15 protein-coding genes are annotated in these 16406 nt (G+C 58.6%); 9 read left to right on the forward strand and 6 right to left on the reverse strand.

Annotated elements, in window-relative coordinates:
• The first annotated feature begins 54 nt into the window (after positions 1-54).
• Together ACR0BI_RS03860 and ACR0BI_RS03865 are read left to right on the forward strand one after the other, a co-directional pair.
• Entirely contained in the window at positions 55-474 is a 420-nt protein-coding gene (locus ACR0BI_RS03860) for a cupin domain-containing protein (protein ID WP_170626825.1), read from the forward strand.
• Between the two features lie 4 nt (positions 475-478).
• Positions 479-1369, forward strand: a complete 891-nt coding sequence (locus ACR0BI_RS03865) for a fatty acid desaturase (protein WP_170567055.1) — start codon at positions 479-481, stop codon at positions 1367-1369.
• A gap of 64 nt (positions 1370-1433) precedes the next feature.
• Here ACR0BI_RS03865 and ACR0BI_RS03870 read toward each other — a convergent pair whose 3' ends face one another.
• Positions 1434-2513: an anhydro-N-acetylmuramic acid kinase gene (locus ACR0BI_RS03870; RefSeq protein ID WP_480561836.1), complete on the reverse strand. Its 1080-nt coding sequence runs from the start codon at positions 2511-2513 to the stop codon at positions 1434-1436.
• 650 nt (positions 2514-3163) lie between these two features.
• Here ACR0BI_RS03870 and ACR0BI_RS03875 point away from each other — a divergent pair.
• Together ACR0BI_RS03875 and tyrS are read left to right on the forward strand one after the other, a co-directional pair.
• The gene (locus tag ACR0BI_RS03875) at positions 3164-4243 is read left to right on the forward strand and encodes a Hint domain-containing protein (protein ID WP_170611022.1); all 1080 of its coding nucleotides are present in this window, start codon (positions 3164-3166) and stop codon (positions 4241-4243) included.
• Positions 4244-4541: 298 nt separating this feature from the next.
• Positions 4542-5792 (forward strand): tyrosine--tRNA ligase, encoded by a 1251-nt coding sequence (tyrS, locus tag ACR0BI_RS03880; protein WP_170595380.1) that lies wholly within the window; start codon positions 4542-4544, stop codon positions 5790-5792.
• A gap of 180 nt (positions 5793-5972) precedes the next feature.
• Here the strand turns inward: tyrS and ACR0BI_RS03885 are convergent, their stop codons facing one another.
• Complete coding sequence (locus ACR0BI_RS03885; protein WP_480561398.1) at positions 5973-6617, reverse strand: hypothetical protein; 645 nt, start codon at positions 6615-6617, stop codon at positions 5973-5975.
• 352 nt (positions 6618-6969) lie between these two features.
• Between ACR0BI_RS03885 and ACR0BI_RS03890 the strand changes: the two genes are divergently transcribed.
• From ACR0BI_RS03890 to ACR0BI_RS03900, 3 genes are read left to right on the forward strand one after another with little or no spacing between them, the layout of a single operon-like run.
• Complete coding sequence (locus ACR0BI_RS03890) at positions 6970-8520, forward strand: trimethylamine methyltransferase family protein (RefSeq protein ID WP_170626821.1); 1551 nt, start codon at positions 6970-6972, stop codon at positions 8518-8520.
• A gap of 19 nt (positions 8521-8539) precedes the next feature.
• A complete protein-coding gene (locus tag ACR0BI_RS03895) occupies positions 8540-9271 on the forward strand; it encodes an SDR family oxidoreductase (protein ID WP_170595370.1) in 732 nt (243 codons plus the stop codon).
• A complete protein-coding gene (locus ACR0BI_RS03900) occupies positions 9268-10002 on the forward strand; it encodes an SDR family oxidoreductase (RefSeq protein WP_170396703.1) in 735 nt (244 codons plus the stop codon). The genes ACR0BI_RS03895 and ACR0BI_RS03900 overlap by 4 nt, the downstream gene beginning before the upstream one ends.
• 12 nt (positions 10003-10014) lie before the next feature.
• On the opposite strand, the gene ACR0BI_RS03905 is transcribed toward ACR0BI_RS03900, so the two are convergent.
• The 4 genes from ACR0BI_RS03905 to ACR0BI_RS03920 are packed head-to-tail and all read right to left on the reverse strand — an operon-like array spanning position 10015 to position 14487.
• On the reverse strand, positions 10015-11355 hold the full coding sequence (locus tag ACR0BI_RS03905) for an NAD(P)/FAD-dependent oxidoreductase (RefSeq protein WP_480561397.1): 1341 nt from the start codon (positions 11353-11355) through the stop codon (positions 10015-10017).
• The gene (locus tag ACR0BI_RS03910; protein ID WP_170817863.1) at positions 11352-12848 is read right to left on the reverse strand and encodes an aldehyde dehydrogenase; all 1497 of its coding nucleotides are present in this window, start codon (positions 12846-12848) and stop codon (positions 11352-11354) included. Before ACR0BI_RS03910 ends, ACR0BI_RS03905 begins: the two co-directional genes overlap by 4 nt.
• A 3-nt stretch (positions 12849-12851) precedes the next feature.
• Positions 12852-13769, reverse strand: a complete 918-nt coding sequence (locus tag ACR0BI_RS03915) for a dihydrodipicolinate synthase family protein (RefSeq protein WP_170406326.1) — start codon at positions 13767-13769, stop codon at positions 12852-12854.
• Between the two features lie 7 nt (positions 13770-13776).
• Positions 13777-14487 (reverse strand): GntR family transcriptional regulator, encoded by a 711-nt coding sequence (locus ACR0BI_RS03920; RefSeq protein WP_170396695.1) that lies wholly within the window; start codon positions 14485-14487, stop codon positions 13777-13779.
• Positions 14488-14619: 132 nt separating this feature from the next.
• Here ACR0BI_RS03920 and ACR0BI_RS03925 point away from each other — a divergent pair, with 132 nt between their 5' ends.
• Both ACR0BI_RS03925 and ACR0BI_RS03930 read left to right on the forward strand, forming a co-directional pair.
• A complete protein-coding gene (locus ACR0BI_RS03925) occupies positions 14620-15570 on the forward strand; it encodes a GlxA family transcriptional regulator (protein ID WP_170396693.1) in 951 nt (316 codons plus the stop codon).
• A gap of 74 nt (positions 15571-15644) precedes the next feature.
• Positions 15645-16400 carry an SDR family NAD(P)-dependent oxidoreductase gene (locus tag ACR0BI_RS03930; protein WP_480561396.1) on the forward strand — a complete coding sequence of 252 codons (756 nt, stop codon included), beginning with the start codon at positions 15645-15647 and terminating at the stop codon, positions 16398-16400.
• Positions 16401-16406 lie beyond the last annotated feature (6 nt).

Raw genomic sequence — 16406 nt, forward strand, 5'->3', positions numbered from 1 at the left:
CATAGCAGATCGTGCGCGTGCGTGCATAATCCCACAAACAGACCCGAGGCTTCCATGACCGCGCAAGACATCATCCAACACCTGAACCTGCAGCAGCACCCCGAAGGCGGCTGGTTCAAAGAGACCTGGCGCGCCGACAATCCCGGACGTGCCACCGGCACTTGCATCTACTTCCTACTGGCAGAGGGTGAGCGCAGCCACTGGCACAAGGTAGATGCGACCGAGATCTGGCTCTACCATTCCGGCGCTCCGCTGATCCTCTCGCTCAGCGCCTCCGATACAGGCCCTGCCAAAGACCACACCCTCACACCTGATCTGACCCAAGGCGCACCGCAGCTTATTGTACCCAAGGGCCATTGGCAGGCGGCGCGCAGCAGTGGAGACTACACGCTGGTCAGTTGCACTGTTTCACCGGGATTTGATTTTGACGGATTTGAACTCGCGCCACCCGGCTTTGATATTCCAAGAGTGTAATTCCATGGACCACCGCGCCCTGATCGCCGCGATCCCGCCCGAGACCAAGGACAGGCTGCAACAGCGGTCAGACACGGCAGGTCTCAGACATCTAGCGATCTATTTCGGCGCTTTGACAGCAACCAGCACCGGTATCATCCTACAGGTTCCCCTCTGGCCACTATTGCTCCTGCCGCAAGGCCTATTGCTGGTTTTCCTCTTTACGCTCAGCCACGAATGCACCCACAAGACGCCGTTCAAAACCCCTTGGATCAACGAAGCGGTTGGGCACCTTGTCTCAATTCCCATCTGCCTGCCATTCACATGGTTTCGCTACTTTCACCTTGCCCATCACAAATGGACAAACCACCCGACCAAAGACCCGGAACTTGGCGGCAAACCCCGCCCCGAAAACTGGCGCAGCCTTGCGATCTATCTCAGCGGCTGGCCATATTGGACGGGTATGGCCCGTGTGTTGACCGACAACGCGCGCGGCAGGATTGACGCCGCTTACCTGCCAACCCGCCAGCACCACGCCATACGAACCGAAGCCCGAATATTGTCCACACTATATGCCCTGGGCGCACTCAGCCTGTTCTTCAGCCCCTTGTTGTTCTGGCTCTGGCTTCTGCCCGCCCTTATCGGCCAGCCTTTCCTGCGCCTATACCTGCTCGCCGAACACGGCCTCTGCCCGCCGGTGGCAAATATGCTCGAAAACTCCCGTACCACCTTTACCAATCGAATGATCCGATTTCTGGCCTGGAACATGCCCTACCACGCGGAACACCACGCCTTTCCAAACGTGCCTTTCCACCACCTTCCAGCCTTCCACCGCTGGACCCAAGCACACCTGCAATCCACCTCGGACGGCTACACCGAATTCACTCTAGATTACGCCCGCGCCCTAAATCGCTAGATCCGCCTCTTCATCTGGCCAAAAATACCTCGGGGGAGTCGCGCAGCGACGGGGGCAGAGCCCCCTACCCGCTCACCGCGACACCCCTCGCCGGAGACGACACGACACCGCCCCCGACCAGCGCACTTACCCCGGTGGTACCCGGGCAAGAGGTCGGCAACCCCCGCGCCACACGCACGGCAAGGTAGGCAAAGGCCTGCGCTTCCAGCATGTCTCCGTCCAGCCCAACCGCCTCAACCGGCTCGACCGGGCAATCCAGCGACACGCGCAGCATTTCCATCAGCACTGGGTTGTGACGTCCGCCACCGGTAACCAGCATGCGCACAGGCGGCTTGGGACAATGCTCCATCCCCTGCAGCACACCCGCAGCGCTCATCCCGGTCAACGTGGCCACCGCATCCGCATCGCTCAGCTCGGTCACCAGACCGATCATTTCCGAGAAATCATTCCGGTCCAGCGATTTGGGCGGCATTCGGTTGAAATAGGGCTCGGCCAGAAACAGCTCCAGTGCGCCGGTCTCGACCGTACCCTCTCGGGCCAGCGCGCCGTCCCGATCCATCGGCATCCCCAACCGCGCCTGCATCAGATCGTCAACCGGCGCGTTGGCAGGTCCGGTGTCGAAAGCCAGCAACGCCCCTGGCGCTTCAGGCCCGTCAAAAGACGGGTCAACATAGGTCAGATTCCCAACACCGCCCAGATTGAGGAAGCACAGCGGCTCTTCCGCCCCGATCCATTTGGCGCAGGCGAAATGAAAGAACGGGGCCAGAGGCGCACCCTCTCCGCCCAGCGCCACATCATCGCTGCGAAAATCCCAGACCACCGGCAGCCCCAAAGCCTGCGACAGACCCAGCCCGTCACCCACCTGCAACGTGCCACGCCCACGCGGCTCATGTGCCAATGTCTGACCGTGGAAGCCGATCAGGTCGACCTCTTCGAACTCTGAAAGAACCTCGGCATGTGCCCGGGTCACCAATTCAGCCGAAATATCAACCTTTGGTCCATGCCAAAGCCCCAGCGCCGCGCGCAGTGTGGCACGCTCTTCTTCGGAATAAGCGCGATACCCGCTGGGACCAAAGCCGAATATCTGCTGCCCATCGGTTTCAACGACCGCAGCGTCCACACCGTCCAGCGATGTGCCCGACATGGCCCCCAACGCTCTGATCGCCCCCGATTTGCTGATGACCCTGCCCACGCCGACCTCGTATTGCGTCTCTCCACCCGTTTCGCCGGGTTCTGAGCACAACCTGCACGGTAATGCAAAGCCAAGGCAAGACACATCATGCGCGAGCTTCATTTTTCTTGGAAAAGGTGCCTTTTCCTTGCCTCTGCCCCCGCCTGTACCGTGCGCCGCTACAGAGTTCCGAAAGGTACGAGACCGCGAATGAAGGCGACAAGGCGTTCCCAAACGCAGCGCAGTTCCGAGTGCTCATGAAAGAGCTGTACAAAGTCCATTACCACATGTTCGCAGATCGCTACAGCAGGTGCCAAGCTCTCCCAAGAATGCCCGTCGCCGGTTTCAGTGTTCCACTTGGTCTGAAGCACCTACGATCATTCCATATAGCTCAGCTTCGTCAGATTTTCATTGAAACAAAGCGACTGAATAATGGCCGGTACTTTGGGATGTTCAGTGCAATAAAAGCGCAGGCTCAAAACCCCGGATAATCGCAAATGTTGCACCAATGCTTATAGATGAGATACTAATATGCAGCAAAGCACAGACAACAAATTGAGGACGGGTGAGTAGGTTCATACCGCTTAGTAAAAAGCGGCAGTGAATTGGCCTGAACAGGGTTTATGCCAAACATATACGGTGCATTTCGGACGGACACGACTCTGACCACGAACCAGGCCCAATTCGGCGGCGTTGGAACGACATTTCAGATCTCCGCGTACAATACGATCGAAATTACTGATGGTGTTGACCCCAACACCATCGAGGGAGACGGTGTAAACAACGAATTCCCAGACGACCCCACGCAAACCTATCTGGGGAATGCAATTGCCTGGGACTACAATTACATAGTCACGGATGGCACCAATACCTACACGATTGGCGTTTTCGACTATGATTCCAGCGGCAACGGCGCGTTTGGCGGCGGAGCCGAGCAAGGGTTTTTCATCGGCTTTTTGGGGGATGTCCCCCCGCTCAACACAACACTGACGATCACGGCGCTGGGTGACGGTGCCTTCGCCAGTCCAGTCGTAAATCTGCCCGTTGACGACTTTGTTCCCTGTTTCACCAGTGGCACGAATATTCGGGTAAGGGGTGGTCATAAGGCGGTCGAGGATCTGAAAGCCAGCGATGAGATCGAAGTGTTTGATCCCACAGGTGATGGGCCCGGATTTGCCACCCTGCTGCGGGTGTTTCGCCGTACGATATCTGCCCCGGAACTGGCCGCAAACCCCAAACTGCGCCCGGTTCGTATCAGCGCCGGAGCGTTAGGTCTGGGCTTGCCTCAGCGTGATCTTGTGGTGTCCCGGCAGCACCGCATGCTGGTGTCTTCAAAGATTGTCGAGCGGATGTTCAGGACTTCCGAAGTTCTGGTACCCGCCGTCAATCTGACTTCGCTGCCCGGTATTTTCATCGACCAGGATGCCCAGAGCGTCGAGTATTTTCACCTTCTTTTTGGACAGCACGAGGTAGTCTATGCCGAAGGCGCACCATCGGAAAGCCTGTTTACCGGACCGGAAGTACTCAAGGCCATCAGTGCAGAAGCACGAACAGAAATCCTGAGCATATTCCCCGAGATAGCAGAACTGGAATTTGCCCCCAAGCCCGCCTGCCCGATCCCATCCGGGAAGCTGCAAAAGCAACTGATTGAACGCCACATCAAGAATGAAAAGCCGCTTCTGTCCAGACACACTGCACTCTAGAACCAGAGGTTATCCGGCAGGACTTGGTACGCTTCAAAGACTGACGCGATATTCTGTGTTTCGCTATGCGTTATTTCTTCGCGTTTCCCTCAGAAAGCTTATCCGCAAGATTCTTTCAGTGCGGACTGCACTTGCTCGCCAATGACTGGACATTCCGCGAGACTTAGGGAATTAGAAGGCCAGTCGCATGAATGTACCTTCCGTCGTACGACCAAGCGGGTCTGGTTTTGAAATTACTGACCTATGACTTACACCAGCCCTTGCAGAGAGGGCCAGAACACAAGGCCTGTTGAGCGTCATGACCTACCACCCCAAATCGGATTTCATCGCCACGATGATCGAGCGCGGCTTTCTCGCCGACTGCACCGATTATCAAGGCCTTGACGACGCTCTGATTTCTGGGGTGCAGACGGCTTATATCGGCTATGACGCCACCGCACAGTCGCTGCATGTAGGTCACCTGATGAACATTATGGTGCTGCGCTGGTTGCAGAAAACCGGCCACAAGCCAATTACCCTGATGGGCGGCGGCACCACCAAGGTGGGCGATCCCTCGTTCCGTTCGGATGAACGCCCCCTGCTGGGCCCTGAACAGATCGACGCCAATATCGCAGGCATGAAGCAGGTGTTCTCGAAATACCTGTCTTACGATGACAGCGAGACCGGTGCGCTGATGCTGAACAATGCCGAATGGCTCGACAGCCTGAACTACCTCGATTTCCTGCGCGATATCGGGCGGCATTTCTCGGTCAACCGGATGCTGAGCTTTGAATCCGTGAAATCGCGGCTGGATCGTGAACAGTCGCTGAGTTTCCTCGAATTCAATTACATGATCCTGCAGGCCTATGACTTCCTCGAACTGAACCGCCGGTATAACTGCGTTCTGCAGATGGGCGGCTCGGACCAGTGGGGCAACATCGTCAACGGCATCGACCTAACCCGCCGGGTGCTGGATCACGAGATCTATGGCCTCACGACCCCCCTGTTGACCACCAGCGATGGCCGCAAGATGGGCAAATCACAGGGCGGTGCGGTTTGGTTGAACGGCGACATGCTGAGCGCCTATGAGTTCTGGCAGTTCTGGCGCAACACGACCGACGCCGATGTGGGCCGGTTCCTGAAAATCTTCACCGAGCTTCCGGTGGACGAATGCGACCGCATGGCCGCGCTGCAAGGGTCCGAGATCAACGAGGCCAAAATTCGCCTCGCCAACGAAGTCACAACTCTGCTGCACGGTGCAGAAGCCGCTGCAACCGCCGAGGCGACCGCGCGCGAGGTGTTCGAAAAGGGCGGCGTTGGCGGAGACCTCCCGACCCTGACCCTCAGCGCATCAGAGCTGGGTGACGGCATGTCCATCGTGCAGTTGATCGTCAAATCCGGCCTCGCCAAATCCGGCAAAGAGGCCAAGCGCCTGATCGCCGAAAACGGCGCCAAACTGGACGATGCTCCGCTGACCGACGCGGGCCTGATGATCGACGCAGGCGCACTGTCCTCGCCCATCAAACTCAGCGCGGGCAAGAAACGCCACGCGCTGGTTCAGTTGGGTTGAGCCAATCAAAGGGCTGCCTTCGGGTGGCCGCGCTCCATGGTAAATCTTGCAGATCGAGTAACTCGAACTGCAACACTTTTTTGGAGCATACTTGGCGAACCTGGCGAAGGTCTGCCTTGAGCCCAAAGTGTTGAATGTTGTGATTGAAAAGAACGTCAGCTTTCAGGTTCGCGTTTTTTGTCACTGCTCGTTTCGCCAAACCATCATTGCGAAGTGCTTCCCGTCACCCAGGTAGTTCGGCAAGGCTATTTCATGTTCAAAGCCCGCTTGGAAGGCGATGCCGAGAGGCCGTAGCCCCGACCGCTCCAACGAACCCTTGTCGTCAATTGTCGTCCTTTGAAACTCGGTCGTCCCCGACCGTTCGCGGAACCTAGAGAAGCGTGTAGGGAAAGCAACGCCTTGTAATTTTAGCCTCACGGCTAATTCTTGCAGGGACACAAGGAGCGGACCTATTTCCTTCGATACGTGAGCATGTCCAGGTCCTGCTGTATATGCAAGGCGACTGACATATAACCACGCTCCATTTTTGTCGTGATTTAAAGTCGCTCCATCACCTGTTGCATCCGACCAAACTATTGGCTCTTGTATTGGCTTGCCAGATGTTCGGATCGCACATGCAAAACTGATGATTTGGTCTTCCTCCTCGCTCACAAACATCGCTTGTGGGAAAGTTCCAAAATAAGTCTCTAGCGTTTCTCTACTGTGATTTGGATGGCAGAAAGCTAAGCTTCTCTTGCCTACAGAATTGTGCCCCGGCTTTTTAGGCAGTTGCAACATCGGCTCGAGGTCAACCAATTTTGCCCTTCGAGCTGCTTTGTACTTCAACGGCGTCAATCTCCACTGCTCTTGATGATGCTAGTCTTAGCTAACCGATTTACGGCGCTCTTGAAAACAGACCTTGGCGCAGATGCAGCGAAAGTTCACTTTCGCCCCGCTTACCTGCCATTGAACAAAATCAAACGCAAAAACCCTCACCGAGGCGTTTTCCGTATTGTCTTTGTCTGGACGTACCAAAGCCCAAGTGGCTGAGAGATCAATAGTACTTCTCTCAAGGGACGCCCTCCTGTGGCGGTTTTTCCGTGTGCCAACTCAACGTCGCATTTCGCAACAGTCTTTCGCATTCCTGCATGTGGACCTCACCCTTTCCGTTCCACTCTGAACCGGAAGGAGGCACCATATGACCAGAACTGCCACAGCCACACGTACCGGAGGGCGCTCTGCCCGGCGCGCCATGCGCACCGCTCCAAACTTCGAGATGTTGCCGGGCCTGACCCGCGGCATTCCGTTATGCGAGGTTATGGACGGCGCACAGGTAGAACGCATCGATGCGGCCTCGATGGATATTCTGGAAAACGTAGGCGTTCAGTTCCGTGACCCCATCGCGCTGGAAGACTGGAAGAAGGCTGGTGCCAAGGTAGAAGGCGAGCTCGTCTATCTGGATCGCGGTCTGGTGCGCGAGTTGATCGCGACCATTCCGTCAGATTTCACCTACCACGCGCGCGATCCGAAAAAGAACGTGCGGCTGGGCGGTAAACACTCGATCTTCGTGCCGATGACCGGAGCGCCCTTCCTGCGCGATCTGGAAGATGTGCGCCGCAACCCGACGCTGGACGATCTGGCGATGTTCCACAAGCTCAGCCATATGTTGCCCGCGCTGCATTCCTCGGCCCATCACATCGTGGAGCCCTATGATCACCCGATCAGTCAGCGGCATCTGCGGATTACCTATTCGTCAATGAAGCACTCTGACAAAACCTTCATGGGCATGACCACCAGCCCCAAGAATGCCGAAGATGTCATGGAGATGTGCGCCATCCTGTTCGGCGAGGATTTCCTTGAAGATCACCCGGTCACCACTGGCAATTGCAACGGCAATTCGCCGCTGGTCTGGGATGAAACCATGTTGGGCGCGATGCGCGCCTTCTGTCGCCGAAAGCAGCCGGTGTTGTGCTCGCCCTTCGTTCTGGGCGGGGCCAATACGCCTGCCAGCGTTCCGGCGACCGTGGCGCAACTGAATGCCGAGGCGCTCAGCGCGCTGGCCTATACGCAGGTGATCCGCAAGGGCGCGCCCGCGATCTACGGGCACTACCTGTCGACCGTCTCGATGAAATCCGGCGCGCCGATGGCAGGCACGCCCGAGATCAGTCTGATGAACTTCATGATTGGACAGATGGCCCGGTATTACGAAGTGCCTTGGCGTACCTCAAACACTCTGGGCGGAGCCAAGACGTTCGACGCGCAGGCAGGCTATGAATCCGCAACCACTCTGCAGGCCGTGATCCATTCCGGCGCCAACTACATCTGGCATTCGGCGGGCTGGAACGAGGCCGGGATGCACTGCTCGACCGCCAAGTTCATCGTTGACGCAGAACAATGCGCCATGGCCTATCGCATGGCCGAGGGCCCGAAATGGGGCGATTTCGATCAGGCCGTTTCGGCAGTCGGTGATATCGGTCCGGGCGGGCATTACCTTGGGCATCCGCATACGCAGGACAATTTCCAGAGCGCATTCTTCATGCCGGATATGTTCGACAACAACTCGATCGAACAATGGCAGGCTGAGGGTTGTGTTGAAATCACCGAACGCGCCCTGAAACACGCCCGCAAGCTGCTGGCCGAGTATCAGGAACCAACGCTCGATATCGCCAAGAACGAAGAGCTGCTGGATTACATCGCCCGGCGCGAGCGTGAAATACCGGCTGCGGATGAGCTGAACCAGTCCTACTAAATCCCGGGGAGGTACACGAATGAGGTTCGCTGAAAAAACCGCACTCGTCACAGGGGCGTCGGGCGGGATCGGGGCCGCCATCGTCAGCCAGCTGCGGGCCGAAGGCGCGCGTGTGGCTGTTGCTGACCGCGATGTGGGCAGCCTTGAAGCCGAGGCGCATCTGCCCGGCGATCTGCGCGATCCCGACTATTGCGACGGGCTGGCCTTGGCCGCGCATCAGGCGCTGGATGGTCTTGATATCGTGATCAACAATGCAGGCGTGATCACCCGCGGCCCGGTGACTGAAACATCCGATGAGGATTGGGCCCTGTCCGTCGGAGTGAATGTTGAGGCCCCTTTCCGTATCTGCCGCGCTGCGATTCCAATCATGGCGGCGGCGGGTGGCGGTGCTATTGTGAACACTGCCTCGTGCTGGGGCCTTCGACCTGGCCCGGATCATGCGGTGTACTGCATGACCAAAGCGGCCATTGCCAGCCTCACCCAATGCATGGGGCACGATCACGCCCATCAGGGCATCCGCGTCAACGCCGTTTGCCCGAACGAGGTGAACACACCGATGCTGCGTTCGGGCTTTGCCAAACGTGGGTTCGATCCTGATACGGCGATTGCCGAGCTTGGGAAGTCGGTGCCTTTAGGGCGTATCGCCGAACCCGAAGATATAGCCGAAGTGATCCTTTTTCTCGCCTCGGATTCGGCGCGCTACATGTGTGGTGCTCTGGTCGAAGTGAATGGGGGCAAGCCGGTGCAATGAAAAGATTTGCAGGAAAAACAGCGCTCGTGACCGGTGGCCGCAGTGGCATCGGACAAGCCATCGCCCGGCGGCTGCGCGAAGAAGGGGCTAATGTCTACACTGCGCAGCGCGGTAAAGATGATGAGTTCCCCTCTATCCCGGCGGATTTTGCCAACCCGGAAAGCCCGGCGCAGATCATCAAGCAGGTTGTGGACAGCGCGGGCCAGCTGGACGTACTGATCAACAATGCAGGCATGATGCAGGAGGCCTCCGTCAACGACATGCCGCTTGAAGATTGGCAACGCAACCTCATGGTCAACCTGACCGCCCCGTTCCTGCTGATCCAGGCTGCACTGCCACATCTGCGCAAAACCAAGGGCAGCATCGTCAATATCGGCTCGGTCGAGGGGTTGGGCAGCAACCCCGGCCACGCCGCCTACTGCGCCTCTAAGGCCGGGCTGCATGGGCTGACCCGCGCGGTTGCCGTGGATCACGGAGCAGAAGGCATTCGCTGCAATGCGGTGGCACCGGGCTGGATCGACACAGACCTCAACATCGATTTCATCGAGAGCATGAACAACCCCGGCGCATTCCGCCGGGATATCGCCCGCATTCATCCCGTAGGCCGCACCGGCGACCCGAAAGAAGTCGCCGCACTGGTCGCGTTCTTGGCAGCCGAGGAAGCGGGTTTTGTCACCGGTCAAATTTACACGATCGATGGCGGACGGATGGCAAAGCTCAGCCTGCCCTGACCAGCCTGCAAGCTATTCCGCCCCTGATCGCCACTCTTTCCAGCGCAGATACGCATTGGCCCCAACCGATGCGAAGGGCTCGGGTGGTAAACGCGGTGGCATCGGTTGCGCCAGAAAATGATCTGCAATCTGGGAGTCTTTCCCCTGCACAAGCTCTGCCACGCCCATTCCCTGCAGTGTTCCTCGCGCTATACCCAATCCGTTTTGACAGCAGGCGGCATATACACCCTGCTCGATCTCGCCGAACGCGGCCGAGCCATTGCGGCTAAGACACAGCATCCCAGCCCAACGGTGCTGCATCTGTACATTCGGCAAGTTGGGAAATCGCTCCTGAAACTTACGATCGTGCACCGAGCCTGCCCGTTTCAAATGGCTGTCGCCGCTGTGGATTTCAGGATGAAAGCTTGAACAGGTCCGGATCAGAATGCGATCCCCATAACTGCCCGAAACCCGCCGGACCGAAGTGCCCATCGGATCCGCTGGCGTTACTGACCAGCGTGGCTGTCCGCCCAGCGTGGCGAACTGATCTGGCGTCAGTGGTTCCGTTATCGACGCGTAGAGGCAGATGTGCATCAGACGCCGCTGGTAAAATCCAAAGCTTTCCAGATGACCATTCGTTGCCATCACGATCCGCCCCGTCGAAACCCGCGCCTGTTCGGTCTCGACCACCCAGCCACCGCCTTGTTTGCGAAACCCGGTCACGGCAGAGTTTTCATAAACACCGATCCGCCCAGCCAGATGCGTTGAGAGAGCCCGCACATAGGCTGCAGGCTGGATCATCACCGTCCCGGGCGCAAACAGACCAGATGTGTAATGCGGGCTGCCTGTCAGCGCCTGCATCTGCTGTGCATCATAAAGCTCGTGGGGCTCTCCCAATCGCGCCAGATGCACTGCGTAGTCTGCGTTGTGCCGATCACCCGCTGCGGTCGCAGCAGCGTTGATCTTGCCGCACGGGTCGAACATCTCCGGCGACAGGTCGCACTCAGCGGCTACCCGGGTCGCAAAGGAAATCGCCTGGCGATTCAGCGCGATTGTGGTCCGATCTGCGTCCAGCCCATCGCTGGCGTAATTGTCCGAGGCCAAGTCATGAGGCAGATCGATCATGAACCCCGAGTTGCGCCCGGCAGAGCCTTCCGCAAAGCGCCCAGCCTCAAGCACCACAACCTTCAGCGCCGGATCAAGCTGATGCAGCCTCAGCGCTGCGGACAGCCCGGCAAAACCACCGCCGATGATGGTCACATCTGCGGTCTGGTCTTGCTCAAGCCGAGGCAGGTCTTGCTGCAGAGGCAGGATGGCATTCCATCCTGCCACGCCGGTTTGCCGGGGCAAACGTTTGGCGGTGTAGATCGTCAATCTACCGCCTCATCTTCGTCATCGGCCAGATCAATCCAGATGGTTTTCAGCTGGGTATACTGATCATGGGCGTGAACCGAGTTGTCCCGGCCACCAAACCCAGACTGCTTGTAGCCACCAAAGGGTGTGGTGATATCCCCTTCACCAAAGCTGTTGATCGTGACGGTACCCGCCCGGATCGCCCGCGCGCCACGGATCGCGCGTTTGGCGTTGGCCGTGAAGATCGAGGCGCACAGCCCATACTCGGTGTCATTGGCAATGCTGATCGCCTCGTCAAAGCCCGAAACTTCGATCACCGACAAAACCGGGCCAAAGATCTCCTCGCGCGCCAGCGTGGCATCGTTTCCGGGCACCTCGACCACCGTGGCTTCAACAAACCCATTCTCCGCCTTGCCACCAATCAGCACAGTCTCGGCCTGATCCAGATAGCCGCACACCTTGGAATAATGCCCCTCGCTGACAAGCGCGCCCATGCGGGTCTCTGGGTCCAACGGGTCGCCGACATTCCAGTGCTTGGCATGATGCGCGATCCGTTCCAGCAGTTCTGCCTTCACGTCCTTATGCACGATCAACCGCGACGAGGCCGAGCAATTCTCGCCCATGTTCCAGAATGCGCCATTGACGACATGCGCCGCCACCCGATCCAGATTTTCCGCATCGTGCAAGACGATGGCCGGGTTTTTGCCGCCCATTTCAAGCACAACTTCCTTGGCATTGCTTTCAGCGGAATAGCTCAGGAACTTCTTTCCGGTTACGGTCGAGCCGGTAAAAGACACCATGTCGATGTCCATATGCCGCCCGATGGGTTCGCCCACCTCGGCGCCACCACCTGGTACCACGTTCAGCACACCGCGCGGCAACCCGGCCTCAGACGCCAGCTCCGCCACCTTTAAAGCGGTCAGAGAAGTCTCGGCCGCCGGTTTCACCACCACCGAACAGCCCGCCGCCAGCGCCGGCCCGATCTTCCACGCCAGCATCAGCAAGGGGAAGTTCCACGGCAGGACCAGCCCAACCACGCCGATGGGCTCACGCACGACCATGGCGATGTGGTCATCACTGGCCGGGCTGACCTGATCATAGATCTTGTCGATTGCCTCGGCATGCCATTTCAGGCAGTGGATCGTCTCGGGCACATCCACAGTTTCGCAATCAAAGATCGTCTTGCCGCTGTCGATGCTCTCCATCACCGCCAGTTCCCGCGCGTTGCGGGTAAGCAGCTTGCACAAGCGGATCAGAATGTCCTTGCGATCCGAGGGGTGCATCTTTGACCAACGCCCGTCGTCAAAGGCTTCTCGCGCCTTTTCGACCGCAAAATCCACATCCTCCGATCCGCAGGCAGCAATGCTGGTCAGCACAGCCCCGGTGGCTGGATTGATAGTCTCGAACACCTGCCCTGAGGTCGCCGGGCGGTAGCCGCCATCGATGAAAGCGCCCGTCGGCAGATCCAGATGCGCAGCGATGGATTCGTATTCGTCTTTCGTCAACAAGCCCATGCCTTAACCCTCCGCCAAAATATCTGCGATTTTGCGTTTCAGAACGCGCGTCACCTGTTCCAGCGCGCGTTTGTCATCTTTGTTCAAACCTTTCAGAGGCGGCCTCACCACGCCTGCATCGATCCCGTTCATGGTGACGCCATGCTTGATCGTCTGGATGAATTTGCCGCCCTGCTCCAGCACCCGCATCAGCGGCATCAGCGCGCTCATGATGCGACGGCCCTTGGCAAAGTTGCCCTCGATCACACATGCCTGATACAGCGCCACGTGTTCGGCAGGCAGAAAGTTCGACCCGCCACAGACCCAGAACGGCGCTCCCCAGGCGAAGAACTCCAGCGCCTGATCATCCATGCCACAACCAAGTTGGATATGCGGGTAGTCCCGCGCCAGCAGATGCACCCGGTTGATATCGCCCGAACTTTCCTTGATGCCACAGAAATTCCGGCTGCGGCCTACGCGGTCCAGGAACTCTTCCCCCATCATCGTGCCGGTCCGGTGCGGATAGTTGTACAGCATCACCGGCAGGTCAGCCGCCTTGTCGATTGCCAGCGCATTCAGCGCATTCTCGCGGTCGGTGGGCACCGAATACGGCGGGCTGGCCAACAAGATCGCATCTGCGCCTAGGTCTCGCGCACCTGAGGCTAAAGCGACGGAATCCCCGGTCAGCATCGCCCCCGTTCCCACAACCAGAGGCACACGCCCCTTTAGTTGTTCATGCGTAAAGCGCGCCAGTTCCAGCCGCTCATCGACGGTCTGCGCATAGTTTTCGCCGGTGGACCCGCCCGAGATCAGCCCGTGCACACCATTCTCGATCAGGTACTCGATCACCTCGGCCAACGCGTCCCAGTTCACGCCACCATCCGCCGCGTAGGGTGTCACCACCGGCGTATAAATACCCTCAAATCTGAAGATCGGAGTCATGTGTCCCTCATGCAGAAGTCTTACCGGGGACCTGCCCCAGCGGAAAATCCAACCCCTCGGGCATCACGAACAGCTCGATCTGATCGCGTGACAGGGTCCAGTGGTCGTCGGCCAGCTGCGCAGCAGCCGCCTCATCGCCCGCCTCGATGGCGGCGATGATGGCGTCATGCTGGTCGCTCGCCTCTGAAAGGTTCTCAGCCATTCGTGCGGTCTGCGGGCGATAAAATGTCATCCCGATCCGCGCGTGATCGATCAGCAACCGGTTGAACGATGGGGATAAATAGACATTCCCCGCCATCTCTCCGGTCACCTCGTGAAACCGGGTATTGGCCAGCGTCCGCTCCTCAGCCGAGCCTGTACGCAAGGCTTGCCGAAACGTCTCTTGCGCCTCTTTCAACTGATCGATCTGATCGTGCGTCGCATTCGCCGCGGCCAGACGCAGCACCGCGCCATAGACCATCGGCGCAACCAGAAAGAAATCGCGTAGCGTGGTATGAGACATCTCTGACACCCGCGCCCCGCGATGGGTGCGCAGGTCCAGATACCCCTCACCGGCCAACTGCCGGAACACTTCGCGCAAAGGCGTGCGCGACAGGCCGAAGGCCTGCGAAAGCTGCGCCTCGTCCAAATCCTCTCCGGGACGCAAACGCAGGGTCAGAACCGACATCTTCAGATGCTCAGCCAACGCCTCTTTTGGTGATTTCCCTTCGTCCCTCATCCGATCCCCTTCATCACGATCCCGCGAATCGATAGCTTGCCCTCTGGTATCGTATAAAAATACATGTTGTATACAGTTAGTTTTCGTGCAGCATGCAGAAAACTGTCAGAACGCCCTGATTCCGGACTATCGATGAGCCAAACACAGCACTACGCCTTCATACTGGTCGAGGAATTCTCGCATCTCGCCTTCTCCTGCGCGGTCGAGCCATTGCGGATCGCAAATTTGCTGGCCGAGGAAGATCTTTATCGATGGTCCTTCCTGTCCGAACACGCTGAGCATGCGGTCTGTTCAAACGGATCGGTCACTTTGGTGCATGGTGGATTGGGATCTATCCCAAAATGCGACCAACTGTTTGTTCTGTCAGGAATAAACATGCGCAATCACGTCTCGCGTCCGCTGCTCGCAACCCTGCGCCGAGAGCGGGCGCGGGGCACCAATATCAGCGCCTTGTGTTCCGGTGCATGGCTGCTGGCCGAGGCCGGATTTTTGGATGGGATGCAGGCGGCGATCCATTGGGAATACCATGATGCTTTCATGGAGGCCTTCCCCGAGATAAACCTTGTTCGCAGCGTCTTTGTCGCCGACGAAAAACACATGACCGCCTCGGGCGGCACCGCGACCGCCGATCTGATGCTGCACCTGATCGAACGCGACCACGGTCACGATCTATCAGTCGCAGTGGCCGATCAAATGGTCTATAACGCCGTGCGCAACGCCACCGCCGATCAGCGCGTCTCGCTGCAATCGCGCAACGGGATGCGGAACGCGCATCTGGCCAAGGCAATCCACATCATGACCGACAATATCCAAAGCCCGTTGTCCCCCTCGGTCATTGCCAGCGATATCGGCATCTCAACCCGGCAACTGGAGCGCCTGTTTGGGAAATTCCTGAACACCTCGCCTAAGAAATACTTCATGGAATTGCGGCTGGACCGCGCCCGCAATCTGCTGTTGCAGACCGAATCTTCGGTGACCGAGGTCGCCTTTGCATGCGGTTTCGAAAGCGCCGGCCATTTCTCGCGTGTGTACCGGGCTGCGTTTGGCGTCACGCCGATGCAGCAGCGCAGCAGGCTTGATTGATCAAGGCTGTGACTGGACAGAGGGCCATGGTTGGGATTATCTGAACAAGTGTTCAGATCAGGAAGGAACCCACCATGCAACTCTCAACCACAGCTGCGGTGATCACCGGCGGTGCCTCCGGCCTGGGTGAGGCCACAGCCCGTCACTTTGCCGAGAACGGCGCGCAGGTCACTATCCTTGACCGCGACGCCGAGCGTGGCCCGCAGGTCGCGGCTGAAATCGGCGGACATTTCGCGCAAACCGATGTGACGGATGAGGCCTCGGTCGCCGCAGCGATTGCACATGCGATGGACAAGATGGGCTGCATCACCGCCGCCGTGAACTGCGCCGGGATCGCGATCGGAGCCAAAACGGTTGGCAAAGATGGCCCGCACCCTCTGGACGCGTTCCAGCGTACCATCGACATCAATCTGGTCGGCTCTTTCAACGTCTCACGTCTTGCTGCTGCAGAGATGGCAAAGAATGATCCTGAACCGGATGGCGCACGCGGCGTGATTATCAACACGGCCTCCATCGCCGCCTTTGACGGACAAAAGGGTCAGGCGGCCTATGCAGCCTCGAAGGGCGGCGTGGTCGGTATGACGCTACCCATGGCGCGCGATCTGGCCTCGACTGGTGTCCGCGTGATGGCCATCGCACCGGGCATCTTCATGACCCCGATGCTGGCCGGCCTGCCTGAAGAGGTGCAGCAACAGCTTGCGGCGGACGTCCCCAACCCTGCTCGCCTCGGCGACCCGCGCGAATACGGTCGTCTGGCCGGGTTCATCGTCGAGATGGGCTACCTGAACGGAGAGGTCATCCGGATCGACGGTGCCCTGCGGATGCGCTAAGACGGG

It is taken from the genome of Ruegeria sp. E5 (genome assembly GCF_056534105.1).